Genomic DNA, 21,992 nt, shown 5'->3' with positions numbered 1-21,992 from the left:
AGCACCGAATCACAGAAGGGATTGCTGAACGGGTCCGGTGCCCACGCCTGCTCGACTTTGGCCGCGTTGCCTCAGCTCGATCTCTGCGCTGAACCGGAGGTCCTGGTCGCGAACCGCAGCAAGGCCTTGCAACGCTTTGACGGAGAGATCGCTCCAGGCCTTTCCGCGGTGCTCGCCAGCCGGGACGCGGGGAAGGAGTCCGGGCTCCCGGCTCCAGGCGATGAGCTGCTCCAAGGACGCAGCGTTCAGCAGGTCACGCAGGTGGTGCGCGGTAACGTAGGCGTCGGGCGCCGCGCGATGTGCCGGCAGGCCAAGCTCATGGACGAGACCTTCAGGATGCCGCTGGTAGCGCAGCATCTGGTTCGAGAACCGCAAAAGGTCTGGCCAGACCCTGAGGGCGCACTTCCAGGTGCAGATCCAATCGGCCCCGCCGCTCAGGGACGGGCGACAGTAGCGTTGCTCGAAACCTGCGCGGTGGGCTGCGAGCGCGACGACCCCACCCTCGGGTCGCAGGACCGTTGGCGCAACCGTCTTCCAGAACGGCGCGTCGGCGACGTGGCTGTCCAGAATGTGGTGGATCGCCATGGTCTCCGCCGAGATCGGCCGCCCCGGATTGACGAAGTAGGCGCCGCGGTCGCCGTTCAGACGCCAGTGGCCGTTCTCGCCGCGGACGACGTCCTGCCACCCGATCTCGCAGACGTCGTGGGGGCCGTTGCCGGCGGTCTCCAAGTCTATGACGCGGACGCGGGGCGGGGACATAGATGAAAGCGGTCTCCAGGACGGGCAGGTGGGACATGGGCGCCCCGCGGGCGCAGTGCGAGCTTAGCTGCTCTTAAAATTCACCTTTCGTTCTGCGGCTGATAGGTTGTCGTCGTGAGTGCGTCGGTTCGCAAGATCATCCACGTCGACATGGATGCCTTCTACGCGTCCGTGGAGCAGCGTGACGACCCGTCGTTGCGGGGAAAGCCGGTGGCCGTTGGGCATGGGGCTCGGCGTGGCGTGGTCGCCGCCGCGAGCTACGAGGCGCGCGCCTTTGGTGTGCGCTCCGCGCTGCCGTCCATGACGGCGCTGCGGCAATGCCCGGACCTGGTCTTCGTGCCGCCGCGGTTCGAAGTGTACCGGGCGGTTTCGCAGCAGATCCATGCGATCTTCGGGGAGTTCACAGATCTGATCGAGCCTCTGGCGCTCGACGAAGCCTACCTGGATGTGACGGCGAACAAGGCGGGCCTCGAGACCGCCTGGCTCACGGCCAAGGCGATCCGCGCGCGCATACTCGAGGAGACGGGACTGACCGCATCGGCGGGGGTGTCCTACAATAAGTTCTTGGCCAAGCTCGCGTCCGGCCGGCGAAAGCCCAACGGGCAGTTCGCGATCCAACCGCACGAGGGCGAGGCCTTCGTGGAGGCGCTCCCCGTGGCGAAGTTTCACGGCGTGGGCCCGGCCACGGCCAGCAAGATGCATCAGCTGGGCATACAGACGGGGGCGGACCTCAAGGCCTTGTCGCTTCAGGCCTTGCAGGCCCGGTTCGGGAAGTCAGGAGCTTGGTACTACGGCATCGCCCGCGGGATCGATGAGCGCGCCGTGAACCCCAACCGCGAGCGCAAGTCCTCGGGGTCTGAGACCACCTTCGACGAGGATCTGACGGACCCTGGACGGATCAAGTCCGGGGTGCTGGAGATGGCCGACGACGTCTGGGCCTGGTGCGAAAAGACCGGGCGTCGGGGGCGGACCGTCACCGTGAAGGTCAAGTGGGCGGACTTCCAGAATACCACGCGCAGCCGGACGCTGGCCCACCTCGTGACGAGCCGTGAACAGCTCCATGCCGCGAGCCTTGCCTTGATCGAAACGGTGCTGCCGGCGGCGAAGGGCATCCGGCTCGTGGGCGTGACCCTGTCCGGTTTCGCCGGCGCAGAGGATACTGAGGCTCGGGAATCACTCCTGCTTCCGGAGCCGGACGCGGCTTGAGCCAATTGCAGCCCCCTACCGATCCGGTCGACCTGGAGGCCATGGCCGCGGCCCTCGTCGGAAGCGGCGAGTATCGGGTCCTGCGTCGGCTGACGCCGCATCTCGTGCAGGCGGCAGAGCCGGGGGAGGTCGTCCGGCGCGGGCTCTTCGTCGACGTGGAGACCACCGGGCTCGACCCTGTCCGCGATGAGATCATCGAGCTAACGATGACGCCCTTCACCTATACCGCGGCGGGCCGCGTGCTGGCTGTGGGGGCCTCGTTCCAGGCGCTGCGTGAGCCGTCGCGGCCGATCCCGTCCGAGATCACGGCGCTGACGGGGATCGACGACGCGATGGTGGCAGGCCACACGATCGACCCCGCGGAGGTCGTGAGCTTCGCGGCCCCGGCGGCGCTCGTGGTGGCGCACAATGCCGGCTTCGACCGCAAATTCCTGGAGCGGTACGCCGACGTCTTCACGACGAAGGCTTGGGCCTGCTCCATGAGCCAGGTCGATTGGGCCTCAGAAGGCTACGAAGGCACAAAGCTCGCCTACCTCACGGCCGGCGCAGGGTTCTTCTACGACGGTCACCGCGCGATGCATGACTGTCTGGCGGCTGTCGCGCTCCTGGCCCACACCCATCCGAAGAGCGGACGCACGGGCCTGTCTCTCATGCTGGACCAGGCCCGCCGCCCCACCTGGCGAATCTGGGCGGAGAACTCTCCGTTCGAGCTGAAGGACCGGCTGAAGGCCCGAGGCTACCGCTGGAACAGCGAAGGGATCGGCGGGCCGCGCGCCTGGTACGTCGATGTGGCCGAGGCCGATCGCGATGCGGAGCTCGCGTTCCTGCAAGCTGAGATTTACCGCGGAGAGATCGACCTGCTCACCCGCCGCATCGATGCCTACGACCGCTTCTCGGAACGCTGCTGAGCTTAGGCGCGGTGGCGCTCCTCGCGGGGTCGTCGGGGGAACGTCGGCGACGAGCGTGATCCGCCGCCGACGTTCTGTCGTCACCAGTAGTAGCGATGAGGCCGCTTTTCCGTCGGCCAAACGATTTCGTCGGGATCGCGCCCCGTCTTGATTGCGTGCGCCAGGATCGTGTTACGCCGGCGACGGGGGCGGGAATGGTGAAGCGTATTCCAGCCCGATGGCGTAATCGTGAGCCGCTGCGGCGCGGTGCGCCACACGGTGTGGGGATAGCCCCGCTTGAAGTGGGCCATGTGAGGTAGCTCCGGTTGTTGAGTTACCTCATGGCGGCCTCCTGTCGTGCTGGGTTGAGCGGCTAAGATGTTGGCGGCGCCTCAGCCTGACAAGGGCGTCAGTGCTAGTGCGGGCGAAGCGCCGCCTCCCCACGCTGTGCGTCAGCGGCTTGCGATGGCGCGCCCGAACCGTTCCAGGAGCTCTTGGCCCTGCGCCGTGATGTGAAGCGCCTTCTGCTTAACGTTCTCTGGATGAACGGCCTGCGCGAGCAAGGCCTCGCCGCTGCCGATCTCCAATTCCCATTGTAGAGGACCCAACGCCCCTGCCGACCTGTGAGGGCGCGCGCTCAGGCGTTTGATGTGGCGGCTGACGGTGCTTTGAGGCAGCCGTGTCGCCGCCGCAAGCTCGCCCACCGAGAGGCCGGGCCTTGTGGCGACGGTCAGGAAGCAAAGCAGCTCTTCCGTGCTCATTGAGATCTCCTCGTCGGTTAGGATCCGCACGAATTCCAGGAGCCGGGCGGCAAGATCGTGCTTCATCTCGGATCCAATTTCGAACTGATATCCAAAAATGGATATAAACTCGATCTGCGTCAAGTCCGACGTGAAAGCTTCCAGGGGCGTCTCAGGTGCGCGTGCGTTCCCGGACGCGCGTGTTCGCCGGGCTGAACGACGCGCCGCGTTCGAGCCAATAGGCCAGCCGCTGGCGGGCCGCTGACAGGATGCGGTCTTGGTCCGCCGGTTCCACGACGCGAGCTCGGACCACCTGCTCCACAACCTTCAGCCGCGCCTGCGCGTCGGATGTGAGGGCGGCGCTTTGCGGCGCTCGAGCCGCGCGGCGGTCAGCTTCCTGACGGTCGCGCTCGGTCGGGCGGTAGCCCCGCACGTCCAGGCCTGCCGCGCGCGCCCGCTGCCAGACTTCGCGTCGAAACTCCGAGTGACCACGCACCGTGATCGTCGTCCAGCCGCGGTGCTGGGCAATGGCGACGAGGTCGCGGATCACGTGGGGGTCGTTGCGGCCGGTGGTAAGGCGCCGCCCGTGATCGCGGAAGGCGGCCACCTCGGTGCGCGCGTCGGCATAGAAGCCGAGGCCCGGCCCACCACCACGGTCGGTGACATACCGCCGACGCACGTGCTCAGGGACCTCGCCGGGCGCCGCCTTGGCGCGTTGCTCGGCTTCCGGCGCAATGATGTTGAGGTCTTCAGCCATGCAGGATCTCCTTGGCCGGGGGTTGCGCGGTGGCGTCGATGAAGCGTTCGACCCAAGCTTCCACCGCTGCCGCAGGCGCACCTTCGGGAGGCAGCGGTTCGAGGCCTTCGCTGGCCAGGCCCGGAACGAGGGCTTCGAGCGTTAGGGCGTCAGGTTCCAGGCGCGAGTCGGGCTCCGAAGGTCCTGGAGTGGCGGGTGCAGGCGAGACGCCGGGCGCGGGCAGCAGACGGCGCTGGAAGGCGCGCTCGGCGTAGTAGCGAAGCTTGCGGCCGCGGACGGGTCGCGCGCCGGCCTTCAGGACAATGAGGTCATCGGCCGCGAGCTGGGTGAGCTCCTGGGGAAGGAGCAGCGGGCGACGTTGGTCGGATTCGCTCACGGTGCGATGGCCGCGCGACAGGCCGCTTGGCCGGCTCCGCGAGGGGCTGCGCACCGTGGTGTCGCCGAGCCGTTCGGACAGTTCGCGGGCCAAACGGAGTTCCTTCGGCGCAAAGGCGATCTCGACGGCGCAGTTGGCCAGGATCTCCTCGGTGACGTCGGGGCCGTATTCGGCGCGAAGCTGTGCCGGGCTCTGGAGGACCGGCAGCAGCCGCAGTCCATAGCCGGCGACATAGGCGAAGGCGCGGGCCAGGACTTCGGCATGTCCCAGACGCGGAAATTCGTCGAGCAGAACGAGCACCTGATGGGGGTGCCGCTCAGGGTCCGGCCGTTCGCGGCAGGAGAGGTCCACCAGCTGTTGGAAGAGCAGCGCATAGACGGGGGCTAGCCGGATCAGATTGTCGGGCGAGGCCGCCAGGTAGAGCGACGTGCGACGGCTCCGAAGTGCGGCGAGGTCAAAGTCGCTGGCCGCGGTGGCGGCGTCGACACGCGGATTGAGCCACAGGTTGAGCTTCGCTGTCAGGCTTTGCCTTACCGAGGCGAAGGTGTTCTCAGAGGCGGAGGTGAAGTCGGAGAGCGCGCGGACACAGCCCAGCGACAACGGCCGCCCTTCTTCGCGGCGTCGGGTCACCAACGCGGGGAACCGCGTGCGCGGGTCCCCGGCGGCCAGCTCGGCATAGATGGCGCCGAAGGTGAGGGGACGTTCTGGGCTCTCCGCCAGATAGGCGCCGACGCCCACGAACCCCGTGCGCGCCGATTCCGCCCAGAACGGGTCGGCGTTCGGGGGATGTGGGAAGAGCATTGCCGCGATCCGCTGCAGCTCATCCAGCACCGCGACGGGGTCGTCCCGAACGATGTGCCCGAGCGGGTTGTAGCGCGATGTGCGGCCGGCCGGGTCGAGCGGGTCGAAAAGGTGGACCGACTGACCGTGTGCGGCTCGAAACCCGGCGGTCGCATCCCAGTTCTCGCGCTTCACATCGAGGACGACGACGGAGCCCGGCCAGGTGAGGAGGTTCGGGATGACCACGCCGACGCCCTTGCCCGTGCGGGTCGGCGCATAAAGCATCACGTGCTCCTGCCCCCCGAAGACCAGCAGTCGCCTGCCCTTGCGCCCCAGCACGATGCCGGTCGCAGCCCGCAGGCCGGCGCGGCGGATCTCGGCTTCACTCGCCCAACGCGCCGCGCCGTGCAGAGGTCGGCGGATCTGACTTGCGATTGCGATGCTGAGAACGAGCGCCAGACCGAAGGCGCTCAGGCTGCCGATCCTCAGCCAACGCAGCACCTCGGGGTCGTGGCGGAAGTACCAGAACCAGCCGGGGACGACGGACCAGTCGAGATCGCTGTTCAGGCGCTTGAGGCCCGCCAGCGCGATCGCCGCGGCGAACGCGGCCCAGACGCCCAGGCCTACGGAGGCTGCCGCGGCGAATGCCGCGGCCTTAAGCGGCCACGGCGCGTGGGCGAAGCGGTTCATGCCAGACCTCGACCAGGCGAAAGCGGCCGTCGCGGCGTTCGACATGGACGACCAGGTCGACCAGCGCCATGAGCAGGTGCCGGATGTCGTCGCGATGCAGCTCGCGCCCGGCCTCGCTCTCCTTCACCAGCAGCACCAGCTGCTCGAAGGCGAGCTCCGCGGAATTGGCGTGGATGGTGGTGATCGACCCGGGGTGCCCGGTGTTGACGTTGCGCAGGTAGAAGTAGGCCGAAGCGTCGCGCAGTTCCTGCAGAAGGATCCGGTCGGGCCGCATCCGCAGCGCGCTCTCGAGGAGCTCGCGCGGACCGACACGAGCCAGTCCCTGGCCGTCCTTGGCGTATAGGAGGTGGACGGCGTTGCGATGCGGGACGACGAGTTCGCGGGTGTCCTCAATGGTGATGATCCGCTCGCTTGGCGGGATCAGCGCGACCAGCGCCTTGGCGAAGGTCGTCTTGCCCGACCCTGTCGCGCCGGAGACCAGGATGTTGCGTCGCGCCAAGACAGCCTGACGGAAGAAGCTCTGCCAGTCTGCGCCCACCCGAAGCGGACCCGGCGCACCCGAATGCCCGCCGGATAATGCCGACGACATCGTCGTCCCTTCGAAGAAACTGCGGCTCGCCAGGTCATCGAGGGTCAGCACCTGCCTGAACGGCTTGCGGATCGTCAGCGAGACCTCCTCCACCGCCGGGGGAAGCACGATCTGACATCGCTCCCCTGAGGGCAGCACCGTGGAACAGATCGGCTGCTCTGCGGTGACGTCCTGAGCGGTCGCGGCCGCCGCCGCCACCGCGATGCGCCTCACCGCCTCCGGTGTGAGATCGGGTGCAGCCCTCCAGCACCAGCCCTTGGCGTCCTCAACCGCGAACTCCCCGGGCCGATTGACCACCACCTCGGTGACGTCGGGCGCTTCGAGTGCGGCTCGAAGGGGTGCGATGTAGTGCGTGAGGACGGCGGCATCGTACGTCACGGCCGCGCTCGCAGTCGGTAGACCGTCGAGAAGTCGAGATCCTGCGCGACCTGGATCGCGATTTCGGCGCCCTGAGCCGCGCGCAGGGTCGGCGCAATATCAGCCGCTTGGCGCACCGCCAGGCCCGCCGCGTCGGAGGGCATCCGCACCGTTCGGACGTCGCTGTCGTTGTCGCTGAGCGCTGCTGTGCCCCCGTCGATGACCGACAGCAGGATCGCCGCACCGAACCGGTCCCAGAAGTGCGTGTCGACGGCGCCGCCGAACCCGGCGCGGCCCAGCGCGTCGCTGCCGGGAGACGAGAGCGTGATCGCTACGCCCTTCGGAGTCACAGCACGCGTCCAGAGGACGAAGACGCGGTTCTGACCCTGTCGCATGCCCGTCCGGTATTCACCGAGCACACGGGCGCCCTTCTCGAGGAGCACGACCGCGCCATTGTCTGAGTAGATGTCGCGGTCGATCAGGCAGCTGACGTAGCCCGCCGCCGTTGTGTCGATCGCGGTCTGCAGAACGCAGGGGATCGAAGCCCCTGCGAGGATCAGAAAGTTGCGGTCGCCGACCGGAGCGGCGGTGACCCGTCTGATCGAGGACCCATGCCGGAGTTGGTCGAGCTCGGACGAGGGCGGTGTCAGTGGCGCGACCGAAGGGAAGAGCGGCTCTGCGGCCCCCCCGAGACTTCCGAGTCCGTTGCGCGAATAGGCGATCAGCGGCGACCGGCGCGCAACATCGCGCGGCGATGCGACCCTTGTTGGGGGAGCGCCGACAGTTGTCGCCTCGGGCATCGGCTCGATCGCCGGCACCATCCCCTCAGATGCTCCAGCCAAGCTTGGAGCCTCGGAGCCCGGGTTCGCCAGGGTCGGCGGCGTTGGCTTGGCCGGTTCGAACGCCACCACCTGGCGAGCGGGCGTTTCGCGGGGCTTGCTCTCGCGCCGGGACTGCTCGGCGCTCCACGTCGCGAGCGCCACCGCGCCACACCCGACGAGAAGGCCCGCGAACGCCACGGCCTTGCCGCGTCCGGCCGTCAGCGGTCCTGCGATCGGCGAGATGGTTCGGTCGAGCGGCGGGTCGGATGGGTCTGGAGAGGTTGGCGCTTCGCTCATTTGGAAGGCTCCCCCGCTGTGGTGCGGTCGACGTCGGGCGCTGCGGTCGCCGTCCCGGTGGAGCGGCCGGCGGGCTGGAAGGCGAGGTTGAAGATGCACAGCACCTCGCGGCCTTTGCGAAGCCGCAGCTGAGCCGCGGTTTGGTGAACCACCAGAAACTCGCCGCGCACGTCGAACGGGACGAGGGCTTCCGACCCGTCCGCCGCGACGACGTAGACGGCCGGCACCGGCTGTGCGCCTGGGAAGCGAAGGACCGTGAAGCGTCCGTTGTCGGTCACTTCGGACGGCGCAATCGCGGCGGACCCCTGAAGTGCGTAGGCGAGGTTCCTCGGGCCCGCGAGAACCGCACGCTCGAGCTTCAGCTGTAGCACGCGCTGCTCAAGCACCTGAGCCTCGGCCGAAAGCGCCGCCTGTACCTTGGCGCGCTCCGCCTGCGGATATCGGAATTGCACTACGAAGAAGGTGTCCGGCGCATTGCGCGCGGTCGGACCGGAGCGCGTGGTCAGTTCGAAGGTGTAGTGGCGCGTCTCGCCGTTGGCCGTGCGGGTCGTGACGATGAGGTTCGTTGGGCTTCGCCCAACCGTGGGCTTCGCAAAGAGGATGTTGGTTTCGGCGGCCACCTCCCAAGCGGACGTGTCGCCCAACGCCACGTGGAGGATGCTCTCCTCCGCAGCGAAGCGGATCTGCGTGGCGGTCCGAAAGACGCCCACGATCCGCACCACCTGCTGCGGATCGTAGTCGATAGTCTTGATGCGTGGGTCCGCCGAACCGGGGCGCGGCGTCTCGACCGCCCCGGCCGCTGAGGCGCCGAGGCAGGCGGCGATAAGGATGGAGGTCGCGAGCCGGCACATCATCGGACGACCTCAGGGTCCGCCCGATACGAAGAAACCTGGAACCCGAGCGGGTTTCGGAGGCGGTCCACCTCCCCCATGGGCGCCTTGGTGTAGGCGAACGCGATGGTCGCGATCCAATCCGACTCCTCGACCTGCGCATCCCGGCGCACGCTCCGATGGAAGCGGATGTTGGCGACGCCGGGTGCGACAAAGCTGATGGCGCGGACCGAGACGTCGACGTCCGCCCCGCGGCCGTAGGTGATCTGCGGGCTCGCCGGGTTCGTCGGACGGTAGGCGAGCGCCCAGCGCTGCTGCTCCTCCGGCGTGGACATGATCGAGACCTGCCGGAAGTTGGCTTCGGCGGCCTGCGGCAGCCATCCCTCTCGAGCCCGGACGTAGGTCGCGAGGAACGACTTAGTGACCGCCTCCTCGTAGCTTTGGGGACCCGTGGTCGACAGGCCGCGAAGCACTTCGATAGCTCCCGTCGTGCGGTCCACTCTCACCACGTAGGGTTCGACGGTCTTCAGGGGCGTGAGCACAATCACCGCGGCCACGGCGGCCCCCGCGAGACCCGCCGCGACGGCTGCGACGGTCCAGGCCAAGCGGCGTGACCGGTAAGCGGCGGCGAGCCGGTCCTGGTCCCAGGTTCGCGCCTCGGCGAAGTAGGCTTTGAGTTCCGAGGAGGCAACGCCGCTCATGGGCGTGCTCCGAGGCAGGATCCCGGGACGGCGGCCGGCTGCGCCGCCTCCGGCGCGAGCACGGAGCCATAGGGGTTGGCTGGCCGCTTCGGGCCCGAGCAACCAGGCGCATCATCGCGTCTCAAGGCCGTGCAGCTGGTGAGCCCCAGGGCCAGGCAAGTGATCAGGAGCCGCATCATGCGCGAGCTCCGACCGGGCGGATGCTCCCGCCCGTGCGGGGGACTTGCGGGCGGCCGCCAGCGCCGGTCGCTCCACGGAATGGTCGGCCTCCGCCGAGGCCCATACTGACGGCATTGCCGAAGTCGGCCAGGCCAAGGCTCGCTCCGCCGGCGATGCCGGCAGCGATGGCTGGCGTTTGGAGGAAGAAGATCGCGCCCAGCAGGCACAGCGCAATGAAGATCAGGGAGCCGACGACCGGGTCTTGGCCGTCGATGCGGCCCCATTGGTCGCCGACCAAAGAGAGCACCAGCTGGAAGATCGCCAGCATGAGGGCGAAGAGGACGAGATAGTTCACCGTCTGGCTGAGCCAGCCGAAGAAGTAGCGTCGAGTGGCCTCGAAAAGGGCGCAGGCGACGAAGATCGGGCCGAGCGCGATCAGCAGGGCTAAGGCCACCTTGCTTAGAATAACGATCCCGAAGCCCAGCGCCGCCGCCATCGCCCCGAAGACAAACACCGCGCCACCCACCAGTAGAGGCAGCCAGTTGAGCGCGCTGGCATCCTTCGCGGTCTTCTGGCCGAGGTACGCGGCCCGACCGAAGAACTGGTCAAAGGCTGACCCGGCTTCGCCTGCCGTCGTTCCGGCGATTGCGCGCGCCAGCGTGTCCGGCAGTACGTGGAATAGGGGCTGCGTGATCCAGTCGCCGTATGCGGCGGTGGTCACCAATATCGCGATGAGCGCTAGCTTCACCGACCGGATGGCGAAATCCATCATCGGCTCGGCAATGGCGCCTCGCAAAATCGCGAAGCCGTACAGCAGGACGTAAAGGACCAACGCGGCTCGTAGCGGGCCCCCGACCTCGCTCAGTACACGGCTCGCGCTTTCGCCGAGAAACTGGTCCAGTCGTCCATCGATGAAGGTGTAGGCTGGTGCAAAGACCCGGAAATCGCCGTCCATCAGTCAAAGCTCTTCTTGAAGAGCTCTTGCCGGGCTGAAGCCTGGCTGGCGGCGAGTCCTGCTTGAGCGTGGTCGCATTCGGCTCCGCGATGTCCTCCTGACCTACAGGCCTCGACCACTCGCTCCGCTTCTTTGGTGTGGGCTTCAAAGTAGGAGACGGAGCGCGGTTGCGGGTGGCATCCCGCGAGGGCTAAGGCGCTGAGCACAAGCGACCTCACGGGAACGCTCGACGGAACAATGCAAGGCGCTCCTCGGCTTGGGCGGCCGCCCGCTCCCGGTCGCGCTGCGCTTGCAAGCGGGCCTCGGCGTCTTGCGCCATCTGCAGACCCTGCAGCCGCATCTGATCGTTCGTGCTGAGCGCCTGCTCGGCTGAGATGCGGGCCTGCAGGTCCATAACCGCGCGGGCGTTGGGGGCGGCGTCCAGGGCGTTGAGCAGGTCGGTGAGGCCGCGAAGCCTCTGAGCGCCGGCGTCGGCCGTTGCTCGTCCGAGGGCCAGATCGCGGGCGACGCGATCTCCCTGGCGCTCGAGCTCCTGGCCCGCTGTGTCGTCGGCCGGGGCCGTATAGAGGCGGGCCTCTGCGCGGATCGCGGCGGCCTTGCGGCCGATGTCGCCGAGCGCGGCGAGATCGCCTTGCGCGGCGGCGACGTACTTGTCGACGTCGGGGACGTAGGCGCGCAGCTCGGGCGCCTTCAGAAGTCCCGCGAGCGAACCGGCGCCGGAGGCGGTGTTGAAGCCGTCATAGAGGCGCTTGGCCTCGCTGACCTGAGCCTGCAGCTCGCGCAGCTGGTCGAGCGCGGTCGTGGCTTGGCGGATGAGGCTGGCGTAGCTTGTGGGGTCGTGGACGACGAGTTGCGCCTGCGCCGGATGCCCGAACGCGAGGGCGCCGATGATGGCGAGGGGAAGAAGCCGTCTCATGGCAAGTGCCTCCGGGCGGAGTGGAAGAGGGGCATCCAGCGGGCGGGGTCGTCGCCGTGCTCAGCACGCAGGCGCTCAAGAAGGTCGACGGTCTCCGCGCGTCCCGAGAGGATGGCGAGTTCGTCGTCCAGGCCGCTGAGGTCGAGGGCGGCCACGACCGAGTCCAAGCCCTGCTTGATGAGGAAGCGATGCTGCGCCGGCGCGAGCTCTTCTCGGATGAGCGTGAACTCTCGCGTGCTCAGCCCGAAGCCGTCGATGTAGTCGCGCGCATTCGCGTGCGGGTTCGGCAGAAAGATCTTCGTCGCGCACTGCTCGACGATCGTATGCGCGATCGGCGAGCGCAGTACGTCCGCTGGCGATTGCGTGCCCAGCACGAGGAATGCGTTCTGCTTTCGGAAGGTCTTCAGGCCGTCCTGAGCAAGGCCTCGAAAGGCTTCGTCCCCGAGCGCCTTCCAAAACTCGTCGACGTCGATGACCAGGCGGCGGCCGTCCACCAGCCGCTGCAGCCGATGAAAGAGATACATCAGCACCGGGGTGCGCACCTCCGGCGCGTCCAGGACATGGGTCATGTCAAAGCCCACGAAGTCCGCCCCGAGCGGCGTTTCGTCGATGTCGCCATCGAGGGCCCAACCCAGGGGCTGGCCCGTGCGCCAGCGGTCGAGCCGTGCCCCAATCCCGCCGGCGTCGCGCTGCCCGAGCAGTGCGCGCAGCGCCGAGAACGAGCGGTTCGCGGCCGGCAGCGGCAGGAGCGCGGAGACGGCTGCGTCGACCGCCGCATCTTCCTGCGGGGTAAGGGCGCGCTCGCCATGGCGGACCATCTGGCGCACGAGCGCGCCCAGGAACGTGCGGTCCGCGGGGGTGTCGTTCAGCGTCTTCAGGGGCGCAAAGCCGGTGGGCTGGCCCGGGACGAGGGTCAGATACGTGCCGCCGCAAGCGCGGACGAAGACTTCGGCGCCGCGGTCCTTGTCGATGAACACCTGCTGCGCCCCGAGCTTCTCGAGCTGCGCCAGCATGAAGTTCTGCACGACGGTCTTGCCGGATCCCGAGGGGCCGCAAATGAGGGTGTGTCCAAGGTCGCCGACGTGAAAGCTGAAGGCGTAGTTCGACCCGGCCGAGGTGGCGAGCGTTGTCACCGCCGGTCCCCAATGGTTTCCGCGCGCGCGGCCCGTGGGGTGGGTGTGGAAGGGCGCGAAGCCTGCGAAGTTGCGGCTGGTAATCGCCGCAGGGCGTAGGCGCAGGCGGAAGTTGCCCGGGAATTGCGCCCAGAACGCCGCCTCGAGCCCGAGGTCCTCCCGGGCGGCCACCAGGCCGGCGTCGGCAAGTAGGGCGCGGGCCGAAGCCAGATGGTCTGCGAGTGCGCGCGGCGTGTCGCCGTAGACGAGGACCGAAGCTTGGTGCTCGCCCATCACGAAGCGATTAGACATCAGCTCGTCCAGACCCGTGTCGAGGTCTTCGATCTGCGAGGCGGCGCGGTCGCGCGCGGACAGCATCTGGTTCTGCTTGCGGGTCATCACCGTCTGCGCCGCCGCCTTCGAGAGGAAGCTGAAGGATTGAGACGCGAGAAGCGGGAACGGGGCGGACAGCAGGCTGTCCCAGACACCTGGCCGGGTCGCAGCCGGGTACTCCTTGACCCCCAGCATCGCGCCGTAGCGGGCGCTTGCGACGTCGCGGATCTCCAACGCTTCGCGACCGAAGATGACGCGGGCCGTGTACAGCGCCTCGCCGAGGTGGCCTCGAACGAGCGGCGCCCTCGAGCGCTCTCCTGTCAGGATTAGCCGCAGCATCTCGGCCGGCCGCGAGAACCACAGCCCGTCACGTTCGTAGAGCGTGAGCGGCTGGGCGCCATAGCGGGCAAGATGCTGCACGAGCGCGCCGCCCGCGTCTTCGAGCTCGCGGACAGCGTCGTCCGTTTCGAGGTCGACGCGGCTAGCGTGGATCAGGCGCGACACCCATGCCTGGGTGCGGTCCGCCGCGTCCCGCGCCGGGTGCAGGACGAGCGTGAGATAAAGCTCGTTGGTGAAGGCGCGCGAACGCCCAAGCCGCACGCGATACGCAGCATCGAGGTCTCGGGCGAAGCCCGACCGGAAAGCGCCGTCCGATGGAGGGTCGGCCGGGCGGCGCACGAGGTGATGCCAGAGCGCCAATCGGTCCGAGGCGAGGTTGCGCCAGGCGCCGTTCAACTTGGTTTGGCGGTCGTTGATGTCGCTGGTGTCGGCCGTCTCGAAGCTCGCGCCATCGACCCGAAAGGCCATCATCAGGGCGCCGGTGTCGAGGGCGACCACCCATTCGTTGACGTGGCGCGCGTAGGGCAGGTTGCGACGGACACCGGCCTCGCGATCGCGGGCGCTGCGGGGCGTCGCCTGCAGGCGCAGGTCAGCCATAGCGCAAGCTCCGGCGCGCACGGCGGGTCGGAAGCGGGCTGGCGGCGCTACCGCCCCAGAGCCCGCCGTTTCGGGCCCGGCCCTTCGTCTCGATGAAGAGGTAGAGCACACGGAAGGCGTTGGGATCGGCCCTGCAGACCGCGCGGAACACCACATGCAACACCGGCGCGATGAGCAGGTAGAGCAGCGACCCGCCGCCCAGGAAGGCGGTGGTTGAGACGATGAGGTTGAGCCCCATCGCCTCCATCGGCACGCCCAGGATGAGCGCGGGCCGCGTGCACGCGAGGAAGAGCACATCCTCCTTGAGGCGTTCGGTTTCCACTAGCCGCCGCCCCCGCCGGTGATGAGGTCGACGATCGTCGAGGCGCCGAAGATGACGATGATGCCCACGACGACCGTACCGGCGCGGCGCAGGTCGATCTGTCCGAACATCCAGACGATCCCGGTGATGATCACCGCGAGCACCGCAAGGCCGCGGACCACGCCGCTGTTGAGCAAATCGATGATGTTTTGGATGAAGCCGCCCAGGTCGCCCCCGACGGTCTGGGCGAAGGCGGGGCTGGCGAGGCACGCGCAGGCCGCGGCAACAGCGAACGTGCGCGAAGCGCGCCGAAGACGGGTCCGGATCACGGGCGGTCTCCCGTAGAGAAGCTGAGGACGAAGGGGTGGTCCGCGGCGTCCGGGGACCCGGCGAACACGGACCAGGCCGCGCGCACGCGGACGGGCTTCAGTGTCGGTTGGCGAATGGCGAGGAGGGGGTCAGCAAAGCCTGCGGCGCCCACCACCTTTGCGACGTAGCCGTTGGCGAAGCCTCTCTCCGGGTGGCCGGTATTGTAGACCGACAGCGCCACCCGCAGCCGCGCCTGAGGTGAAGGCGAGGGCGCCGCCCGATAGCCGGCCGCGAGGATGCGGGCCGAGGCGCGCAGGTTCGTGCAGGGGTCGAAGGCGTCGGCGAGGCTAAGGCCCAGCGCCGGCAAGTTGCGCGAATTGATCTGGGATAGCCCCAGGTCGACGTTGCGGCCTGCGCGGATCAGACTCTGCGCCGCTCGCACGGCCTCTTGCGCGTCCCGCGGACGCGGCGTTTCTCGGGCCGGGCCGTTGACGCCAATGGCCAGCGGGTCGAGCCCACTTTCGACCCGCGCCACGGCCAGCAGCGTGGCCGGCGCAACGCCGGGCGCGCAGGTGGCGGCGAGCGAGAGGACGGTGGCGGCGTCGAGCGGCATGGCTTGACCTTTCCAGCCGAAGCTCGCGAGTCGCCGTTGCTCTTACGAGCCGTAGGTCTACGGGGGCGGCCGCCGCAGACTTACGGTGGAGCGCCCGGTGGGTGCAGAATTCGCAGGAAGTGTGCAGGGATTGCGCAGCTTTTCTTCGGGTCCGCCGTAGACATCGCGGACAACTGAGCTTTGCGCCTTTCCCGGCGGAACGGATGACAATTTCATTGGATTGAAAGGCGCAGCGCAGCCGCGCGAACTCGGCATGGAGAGTGCTGGAATGGCGACCGCTCAATCTTCTTGCGATCCCACCCCTGTGCAGGCCGTCGGCCGCCAGGCGCTGCCGCTGACGTCCCGCCAGATCGACTGCCTGCGATGGGTGCAGGAAGGCAAGACGGCCTGGGAGATCGGCCAGATCCTCGGGATCTCGGGCCGCACCGTCGAGAGCTATCTCGCGATCGCGTTCGAGCGGCTGGAGGTCAACACGCGCGTGCAGGCGGTGCTCAAGGCCCGCGCGCTCGGCCTCCTCTAGTCTGCTTCGGGCTCACCCCCGCCGTCCTCGTCGGGATTGTCGCGCAGCCGCTGCCAGCGCGCGATGACCTCCTGCTGTTCGGCGGCGTGCTCGGCCAACTGATCGAAGAATGCGCTGAAGGCCTTCATAAGGAAAAGCGGGTCGAGGCCCACGATCGCGTCCTGCGCCTTACGGTCGAAGTCGCGGAGGGCGAGCATGAGGATGCTCATGAGTTTGTTGTTGGCGCAGCGCTGGGCGAACTCGGGTGAGCCCACGTCGAGCGCCGTCAGAGTGGCGTAGGGGTCAGCGTCCAGCAGCGTCGCCACGCGCAGGAGACGTTCAACGTTGAGTCGCCCCTTGCCGTTCTCGAAATTTTCGTAGGCACGGATCGACAAGTGTAGTCGCTCTGCCATCTGCGGCGGGCGCACGTTACGGAGGCGTCTTAGGCCTTTGAGTGTGGCTCCGATGTGAGCTCGCCAATTGGGCGAGCGATGCGATCCGCCTACAACCATTGCATCAGGCCCGCGAAAGCTACTCGTTTACGTGGAGTATCGACGCGATCGTGGATCGACAAGGCGGCGCTGTCGGTCGCGTGTCACAGTTCGCACCTCGCGAAAGCATCCTCCGCCGCCACCGCAAGAAAACTGCGCGCGCGTGGCACCACAGGCCTAAGAACCGCTCGGCGAGGGCTCCGACTCACTGAGCTCACAAGCTTGCTGAGACGGTCTGCTCCGACGCTGAGCCTCCCAGTCTTCCAAATCTGCGCGCGCGTACAGCACTGCCTTGCCGATCCGCGTGAAGGCCGGCCCCTGACCCTTTGAGCGCCAGTTGCGAAGCGTCCCCGCGGTAAGGGCATTTCGATAACGCGCCACCACCTCGTCCTCGGTCAGGAAGTGCTCACCCGAAATCTCGTTCACGTGTCAGATCTCCAGCACACTCTTCTTGTTAGAGGGCAGGCCAGCGGCTGAACCCTCGCGCGTGCGGCCTCACGTTCGTTCTGGGTCGCGGCGCTGGGTCGTGAAGCGCTTCACGTTGCCGGATCGTGGTCGAGTTCTGGTCATCCACGATCACGCTCGGGCATATTGGAGGCGTGATTGCGCCGCGCGTTTCCCGTCCGACCTCTGAGGCGCTCAGTTCGCCTCCGAACAGGCTGCGGGAGTTGCGCGAAGCGCGTGGTCTCACGCTCGCCGACTTGGCGGCGCGATTGGGGACAACCAATCAGCAAGTCAGCCACTTGGAACTTGGGAAGCGCCAGCTCACGGTGGAGTGGCTTCGCAGATTGGGGGCGGCGTTAGAGTGCCATCCTTGGTCGATCGTGGAGGCGGAGCCCCCAAAAGCCGGCTAGTTGCGCGCGCCACGGCTTGCAGGCTTTCAAACAATCTGTTTGAAGAAACGCCCCCGAAGCAGGGAGCGTGTCGTGGCTTTCGCCGTAGAGATCGACAACCCGGACCAAGCGGGCTTCCGCCGCGCGGCGCAGTACGTCCGCATGTCCACCGACCATCAGCGCTATTCGACGGAAAACCAAGCAGACGCGATCGCCGCCTATGCCGAGCGGCACCGCTTGCGGATCGTGCGCACCTTTGCCGACGAGGGGCGCAGCGGGCTCAACATCGAAGGCCGCGACGGGCTGCGACTACTCATCGAGGAGATTGAGGCTGGCCGCGCCGATTTTGAGGTGCTCCTCGTCTACGACGTCTCTCGCTGGGGCCGGTTCCAGGACGCCGACGAGAGCGCCTACTACGAGTACCTCTGCCGAAAAGGCGGCGTGAGGGTGGTCTACTGCGCCGAGCAGTTCGAGAACGACGGGACGCCCGTCTCGACCATCGTCAAGAGCGTGAAGCGCGCGATGGCGGGCGAATACAGCCGCGAGCTCTCTTCGAAAGTCTTCGCCGGGCAATGCCGCCTGATCGAGCTCGGGTTCCGGCAGGGCGGCCCGGCCGGCTTCGGTCTGCGGCGCATGCTGCTCGACGACAAGGGTCAGTCGAAAGGGCTGCTGAAAGTCGGCGAGCACAAGAGCCTGCAGACGGACCGGGTCATTTTGACCCCGGGCCCAGAGGAAGAGCAGGCCGTTGTCCGTCGGATCTATCGCCTGTTCGTGACGACGGGGATGACCGAGGCGGCGATTGCGCAGCAGTTGAACGCTGAGGGCCTCCTGACGGACCGCGAACGGGCCTGGACGCGGGCGACGGTCCACCAGGTGCTGACCAACGAAAAGTACATCGGCCACAACGTCTTCAATCGTGTCTCTTTCAAGCTGAAGCAGCAGCGGGTGCAAAATCCGCCGGACCGATGGGTGCGCGCCGAGGGCGTCTTCGAGGCGATCGTTCCAGCAGCGACCTTCTTTGAAGCCCGCGAGATCATCCTGGCGCGGGCCAAGCGGCTCACAGACGACGAAATGCTCACCCGGCTGCGGTTGCTGCTGGAGGAGCGGGGCGCGGTCTCTGGTCTCGTCATCGACGAACGGCCCGGGATGCCGTCCTCGAGCGCCTATCGGAGCCGCTTCGGCAGCCTCCTGCGGGCCTATCAACTCGTCGGTTACAATCCCGACCGCGACTACCGCTTCCTCGAGATCAATCGCAGGCTCCGCGCCCTCCATCCCCACGTCGTCGAGGCGGTGCGGGGCGGTGTGGAACGGACCGGGGGCTTCGTGTCCGAGCGGGCCGATGGACTGCTAACCGTCAACGGCGAGCTCAGCCTGTCTGTGGCTATTGCGCGCTGCCGTCAGACCCCCGGCGGAGGCCTGCGTTGGCAGTTCGGCTTCGACCTGGGCCTGTCGCCCGACGTAACGGTGGCGATCCGCATGGCGCCAGGTGATGCCGAGGCGCAGGACTACTTCCTCTTTCCCTCTCTGGACCTGGCAGGCGCTCGCCTGCGCCTGGCTGAGGAGAACGGTCTCAGCATCGACGCCTACAGGTTTGACGACCTCGAGGAGCTGTTCTCGCTCTCCGAGCGGATCCCCTTTGCGGAGGCGGCGTGATGGATGAGCGCGACCTGGTCATCGAGGCGATCGACATCGAGAAAATCGTGATCCTGAACCCGCGCGGCCGAGGCCGTCGCGTGCACCGCGAGATCATCGAGAACATCGACGCCGTCGGCCTGAAACGGCCCATCACCGTCAGTCGCCGGCAGGCAGAGGACGGATCAGTCCACTACGATCTGATTTGCGGCCAGGGCCGGCTGGAGGCGTTCCAGGCGCTTGGCGAGAAGATGATCCCAGCGATCGTCGTCGAGCTCGACGAGGAGGAGTGCCTGGTCCGCAGCCTCGTCGAGAACGTGGCGCGGCCCCAGCACCGCAGTGTCGATCTCATGCGCGAGGTCGGCGCGCTTCGAAAGCGCGGCTACAGCGACGCGGAGGTCGCGCAGAAGATCGGTGTGACCCCCTCCTGGGTGAACATGATCGTGGGGCTGCTGGAGAAGGGCGAGGAACGGCTGATCACAGCCGTGGAGAACGGTCTGATCCCGCTCAGCTTGGCGATGACCATTGCCAAAAGCGATGACGCCGGCGTCCAGCATGCGCTTGCCGAGGCCTACGCCGACGGCAAGATCAAGGGCAAGAACATCGAGACCGTGCGCCGGCTATTGGAGCGACGTGCCCGGCGCGGAGGCCTTGGCCAGTCACGCTTCGGACGCACCGGACCGCGTCAGCGCCCGACAGGCGAGCAGCTGGTGCAGATGTTCCGCAAGGAGGCCGACAGGCAGCGGCTGATCGCCAAGAAGGCGGACTACGTGCAGAGCCGGCTCCTCTTCATCGTCCAGGCCTTGAAGGAGCTGCGCGGCGACCAAGGGTTCGCCGACCTTCTGCGCCAGGAGAACCTCGACACCATGCCTCGTGCGCTGGATGCTCGGCTGGCGGGCCGCACCACATGACCGCGGAGGGGGGCGCTCCGCGGGTCGCGTGGGGGTTCGAGGCCACGAGCGTCGTGGTCCGCCTCGATGCGCTGCTGCCGCTGAAGTCGTTGCGCGAGGACGTGAAGCTCAGCGCAAAGTACCGGCAGATCGCCACGTCCATTCGGGCCGTGGGTTTGGTCGAGCCGCCCGTCGTCACACCTGACAAGACAACTCCCGGCATCTACTTCCTGGTGGACGGGCACCTGCGCGTCGAAGCCTTGCGAGAGCTCGGGCAGGAGACGGTGGAGTGCCTGGTCTCCACAGACGATGAGGCCTTCACCTACAACAAGCGGGTCAACCGCCTGTCGCCACCGCAGGAACACCGAATGATTGTCCGGGCGATTGAGCGTGGCGTCTCGGAGACCCGCCTCGCTGAGGCGCTCGGCATCAACGTCGCCGCCGTGCAGCGCCGTGCGAGGCTGATGGACGGTATCAGCCCCGAGGTGGCTGAGCTTCTAAAGGACTCGCAGTGCTCGTTCGCGGTCTTCGACGTCCTACGAAAGATGGGCCCCATGCGGCAGCTCGAGGCTGCGGAGCTGATGCTTGGCCATAACAACTTCAGGAAGGCCTTCGCGCTGGCGCTCCTGGCCGCCACCCCGGATGGGCACCTGGCCGCGACGAAAGGGAAGCGGCGGACCGCGCCGGAAACGAGCGCGGTGACGCGCGAGCAGGTGGCGCGCCTTGAGCGGGAGCTTGCTGGCCTGCAGATCCAGATCAAGGCTGTGGAGGAGACCTACGGCCTCGACAACCTCCACCTCACGGTGGCGAAGGCCTACGTGACCCGCTTGCTCGGCAACGCCCAGGTCGTGCGTTGGCTGGCACAGCACAAGCCAGAGTATTTGAGTGAGTTCCAAGCCATCGCCGAACTCACGAGCTTGCCAGTCGAAGGCCACTCAGCTGGCAGGGACGGTCAAGCCGGCTGACGTGGCGCCGAGGTCACTTTCCTTGCGGGACGCGTCTACCGGTAGCCCGCGACCTTTGGGGCTTTGGCTCGGACTGTCTCGATGTTCGATGCCGCGTCCGTCGCCGAGCACTTCGCACCCATGGCGACGTTCGTGTCCTTGTAGTCCGGGTCCGAGAGGTAACTCATGCGATCGCAGACCTCCGTCCCCTTGCATTTGTAGGCCATGACTGTTCGCCGTTTGATGGCGGGCGCCTTAAAGCCGTAGTTGCAGGCCTTCGGATCCTGGTTCTTGTCGTCCCCGCGTGCATGATCGGCCCCGAGGTTATGTCCGACCTCATGCGATAGGGAGTGGTTTTCGCGGGCGCACGCCAAGTCAATCACGGAGAAGGCGTCGGCGGCCGAACCCTGATTGTAGAAGCTGCCTTCGCCGCATGCATTGTCGAGCTTTGTGGCGATCAGCGCGACGAGATCGGCCTTCTCGGTATCCCGCGCCGTCTTGGCGTCACCGTTTGAAATCAGCCTCTGAAGTGCCACGGAAGAGTTGGCTGAGGTTGCCCCGGTGTACTTCGCCGACGCGACGATTTTTCCTTTAACGGGAACGGGGTTGGCGCCGCTCGCATAGGTCCAATCCAACTCCTGCTGCATTTCCTTGACGAAGTCGGCGATGTTGTTGGCGCCTAGTTTGTCAATCACACCCTGCTCATAGAGGAGCAGTAGGCTGATTTCTGGCGTTGCTTCATCTAGCGCGCCGATCGGCGATGGATCGTCTAGCGCGCCCGGTCGGCGGTTCGATGGCGCCTCATCCGGAAAACGAGAGGAGTCGCTCTCGGTGACGGTGTAGTTTCCCAACCCGTCTCCCTCGATGCGCCGGACCTTGCCCCTCATGAAAATGGACGCTCGTAGGCGGTCGCCGCTCAAAAACCGGGCCTCTCCGACCTCGCGTCCTTCTGGATCCTTTACGGTTGCGAAGAACGACGTCGCCGTGGCGGCTTGAGGCTTTGGCTCAATCCGCAACTTGCCCGTCGGCAAAGCGAGCACGAAGGCCTGGCGCGAGCCGATGGCGCGGTTCAGCGCTGCGGTGTCCGCCGTCATTCGCACCGCCCCTTGGGCTTTTAAGTAGCCCGATGTCGGAGCGAACTTCTCCGCGTTCTGGAAGACAATTTCTGGCGCTGGTGGCGCCGCGATCTTTGCATCGGCCGCCGTTGATCGCGCGTCAGAACAGCCGCTGAACAGGACCTCGGCGCACACCGCCGCGACAAGGCCTCGGATCATTTCAG

26 protein-coding genes are annotated in these 21,992 nt (G+C 67.2%); 7 read left to right on the top strand and 19 right to left on the bottom strand.

Annotated elements, in window-relative coordinates; all coding sequences use genetic code 11:
- Positions 1–9: 9 nt before the first annotated feature.
- Positions 10–729 (bottom strand): DNA polymerase III subunit epsilon, encoded by a 720-nt coding sequence (locus A2790_RS23990; RefSeq protein ID WP_293397635.1) that lies wholly within the window; start codon positions 727–729, stop codon positions 10–12.
- 144 nt (positions 730–873) lie between these two features.
- On the opposite strand from A2790_RS23990, the gene dinB reads away from it, so the two are divergent.
- Together dinB and A2790_RS23980 are read left to right on the top strand one after the other, a co-directional pair.
- A complete protein-coding gene (gene dinB, locus A2790_RS23985; protein ID WP_293397632.1) occupies positions 874–1,965 on the top strand; it encodes a DNA polymerase IV in 1,092 nt (363 codons plus the stop codon).
- Positions 1,962–2,873: a 3'-5' exonuclease gene (locus tag A2790_RS23980; protein WP_293397629.1), complete on the top strand. Its 912-nt coding sequence runs from the start codon at positions 1,962–1,964 to the stop codon at positions 2,871–2,873. The genes dinB and A2790_RS23980 overlap by 4 nt, the downstream gene beginning before the upstream one ends.
- Positions 2,874–2,953: 80 nt before the next feature.
- Here A2790_RS23980 and A2790_RS23975 read toward each other — a convergent pair whose 3' ends face one another.
- The 15 genes from A2790_RS23975 to A2790_RS23910 all read right to left on the bottom strand — a co-directional run bounded on the left by A2790_RS23975 (position 2,954) and on the right by A2790_RS23910 (position 15,424).
- Entirely contained in the window at positions 2,954–3,163 is a 210-nt protein-coding gene (locus A2790_RS23975; RefSeq protein ID WP_293397626.1) for a hypothetical protein, read from the bottom strand.
- 141 nt (positions 3,164–3,304) lie between these two features.
- Positions 3,305–3,679, bottom strand: coding sequence for a MarR family transcriptional regulator (locus tag A2790_RS23970; RefSeq protein WP_293397623.1), 375 nt, complete (start codon positions 3,677–3,679; stop codon positions 3,305–3,307).
- Positions 3,680–3,764: 85 nt separating this feature from the next.
- A complete protein-coding gene (locus tag A2790_RS23965; protein ID WP_293397620.1) occupies positions 3,765–4,349 on the bottom strand; it encodes an LPD7 domain-containing protein in 585 nt (194 codons plus the stop codon).
- Positions 4,342–6,195 (bottom strand): type IV secretory system conjugative DNA transfer family protein, encoded by a 1,854-nt coding sequence (locus A2790_RS23960; RefSeq protein ID WP_293397617.1) that lies wholly within the window; start codon positions 6,193–6,195, stop codon positions 4,342–4,344. Before A2790_RS23960 ends, A2790_RS23965 begins: the two co-directional genes overlap by 8 nt.
- Positions 6,161–7,162 (bottom strand): P-type DNA transfer ATPase VirB11, encoded by a 1,002-nt coding sequence (gene virB11 / locus A2790_RS23955; RefSeq protein WP_293397614.1) that lies wholly within the window; start codon positions 7,160–7,162, stop codon positions 6,161–6,163. Before virB11 ends, A2790_RS23960 begins: the two co-directional genes overlap by 35 nt.
- Positions 7,159–8,259, bottom strand: coding sequence for a type IV secretion system protein VirB10 (gene virB10, locus A2790_RS23950; protein WP_293397611.1), 1,101 nt, complete (start codon positions 8,257–8,259; stop codon positions 7,159–7,161). The genes virB11 and virB10 overlap by 4 nt, the downstream gene beginning before the upstream one ends.
- Complete coding sequence (locus tag A2790_RS23945) at positions 8,256–9,113, bottom strand: TrbG/VirB9 family P-type conjugative transfer protein (protein ID WP_293397607.1); 858 nt, start codon at positions 9,111–9,113, stop codon at positions 8,256–8,258. The genes virB10 and A2790_RS23945 overlap by 4 nt, the downstream gene beginning before the upstream one ends.
- Complete coding sequence (locus tag A2790_RS23940) at positions 9,110–9,790, bottom strand: VirB8/TrbF family protein (RefSeq protein WP_293397604.1); 681 nt, start codon at positions 9,788–9,790, stop codon at positions 9,110–9,112. Before A2790_RS23940 ends, A2790_RS23945 begins: the two co-directional genes overlap by 4 nt.
- A gap of 175 nt (positions 9,791–9,965) precedes the next feature.
- A complete protein-coding gene (locus A2790_RS23935) occupies positions 9,966–10,904 on the bottom strand; it encodes a type IV secretion system protein (protein WP_293397601.1) in 939 nt (312 codons plus the stop codon).
- Positions 10,904–11,110 carry an EexN family lipoprotein gene (locus A2790_RS24490; RefSeq protein ID WP_363081676.1) on the bottom strand — a complete coding sequence of 69 codons (207 nt, stop codon included), beginning with the start codon at positions 11,108–11,110 and terminating at the stop codon, positions 10,904–10,906. Before A2790_RS24490 ends, A2790_RS23935 begins: the two co-directional genes overlap by 1 nt.
- A gap of 8 nt (positions 11,111–11,118) precedes the next feature.
- The gene (locus A2790_RS23930) at positions 11,119–11,820 is read right to left on the bottom strand and encodes a type IV secretion system protein (protein ID WP_293397598.1); all 702 of its coding nucleotides are present in this window, start codon (positions 11,818–11,820) and stop codon (positions 11,119–11,121) included.
- A complete protein-coding gene (locus A2790_RS23925) occupies positions 11,817–14,201 on the bottom strand; it encodes a VirB4 family type IV secretion/conjugal transfer ATPase (protein ID WP_293397595.1) in 2,385 nt (794 codons plus the stop codon). Before A2790_RS23925 ends, A2790_RS23930 begins: the two co-directional genes overlap by 4 nt.
- Positions 14,194–14,496: a type IV secretion system protein VirB3 gene (locus A2790_RS23920; protein ID WP_293397592.1), complete on the bottom strand. Its 303-nt coding sequence runs from the start codon at positions 14,494–14,496 to the stop codon at positions 14,194–14,196. Before A2790_RS23920 ends, A2790_RS23925 begins: the two co-directional genes overlap by 8 nt.
- A gap of 26 nt (positions 14,497–14,522) precedes the next feature.
- Positions 14,523–14,831 (bottom strand): TrbC/VirB2 family protein, encoded by a 309-nt coding sequence (locus tag A2790_RS23915; RefSeq protein WP_293397589.1) that lies wholly within the window; start codon positions 14,829–14,831, stop codon positions 14,523–14,525.
- The gene (locus A2790_RS23910; protein ID WP_293397586.1) at positions 14,828–15,424 is read right to left on the bottom strand and encodes a lytic transglycosylase domain-containing protein; all 597 of its coding nucleotides are present in this window, start codon (positions 15,422–15,424) and stop codon (positions 14,828–14,830) included. Before A2790_RS23910 ends, A2790_RS23915 begins: the two co-directional genes overlap by 4 nt.
- Positions 15,425–15,692: 268 nt before the next feature.
- On the opposite strand from A2790_RS23910, the gene A2790_RS23905 reads away from it, so the two are divergent.
- A complete protein-coding gene (locus tag A2790_RS23905) occupies positions 15,693–15,944 on the top strand; it encodes a helix-turn-helix transcriptional regulator (protein WP_293397583.1) in 252 nt (83 codons plus the stop codon).
- Here A2790_RS23905 and A2790_RS23900 read toward each other — a convergent pair.
- Positions 15,941–16,435, bottom strand: coding sequence for a helix-turn-helix transcriptional regulator (locus A2790_RS23900; protein WP_293397580.1), 495 nt, complete (start codon positions 16,433–16,435; stop codon positions 15,941–15,943). The genes A2790_RS23905 and A2790_RS23900 overlap by 4 nt on opposite strands.
- 156 nt (positions 16,436–16,591) lie before the next feature.
- Positions 16,592–16,795: a helix-turn-helix domain-containing protein gene (locus tag A2790_RS23895; protein ID WP_293397863.1), complete on the bottom strand. Its 204-nt coding sequence runs from the start codon at positions 16,793–16,795 to the stop codon at positions 16,592–16,594.
- 170 nt (positions 16,796–16,965) lie between these two features.
- Between A2790_RS23895 and A2790_RS24485 the strand changes: the two genes are divergently transcribed.
- The 4 genes from A2790_RS24485 to A2790_RS23880 are packed head-to-tail and all read left to right on the top strand — an operon-like array spanning position 16,966 to position 20,734.
- Positions 16,966–17,268 carry a helix-turn-helix transcriptional regulator gene (locus A2790_RS24485; RefSeq protein WP_363081643.1) on the top strand — a complete coding sequence of 101 codons (303 nt, stop codon included), beginning with the start codon at positions 16,966–16,968 and terminating at the stop codon, positions 17,266–17,268.
- Positions 17,269–17,307: 39 nt separating this feature from the next.
- On the top strand, positions 17,308–18,900 hold the full coding sequence (locus A2790_RS23890) for a recombinase family protein (protein ID WP_293397577.1): 1,593 nt from the start codon (positions 17,308–17,310) through the stop codon (positions 18,898–18,900).
- On the top strand, positions 18,900–19,790 hold the full coding sequence (locus A2790_RS23885) for a plasmid partitioning protein RepB C-terminal domain-containing protein (RefSeq protein ID WP_293397574.1): 891 nt from the start codon (positions 18,900–18,902) through the stop codon (positions 19,788–19,790). The genes A2790_RS23890 and A2790_RS23885 overlap by 1 nt, the downstream gene beginning before the upstream one ends.
- Positions 19,791–19,843: 53 nt before the next feature.
- The gene (locus A2790_RS23880; protein WP_293397571.1) at positions 19,844–20,734 is read left to right on the top strand and encodes a plasmid partitioning protein RepB C-terminal domain-containing protein; all 891 of its coding nucleotides are present in this window, start codon (positions 19,844–19,846) and stop codon (positions 20,732–20,734) included.
- Positions 20,735–20,769: 35 nt separating this feature from the next.
- Here A2790_RS23880 and A2790_RS23875 read toward each other — a convergent pair whose 3' ends face one another.
- Positions 20,770–21,987: a M12 family metallo-peptidase gene (locus tag A2790_RS23875; protein WP_293397568.1), complete on the bottom strand. Its 1,218-nt coding sequence runs from the start codon at positions 21,985–21,987 to the stop codon at positions 20,770–20,772.
- Positions 21,988–21,992: the final 5 nt, after the last annotated feature.

Source organism: Phenylobacterium sp. RIFCSPHIGHO2_01_FULL_69_31, assembly GCF_001824475.1.
GTDB lineage: Bacteria > Pseudomonadota > Alphaproteobacteria > Caulobacterales > Caulobacteraceae > Phenylobacterium.
The sequence above is the reverse complement of the archived record's forward strand: the minus strand, read 5'-3'. Positions and strand labels throughout refer to the sequence as shown.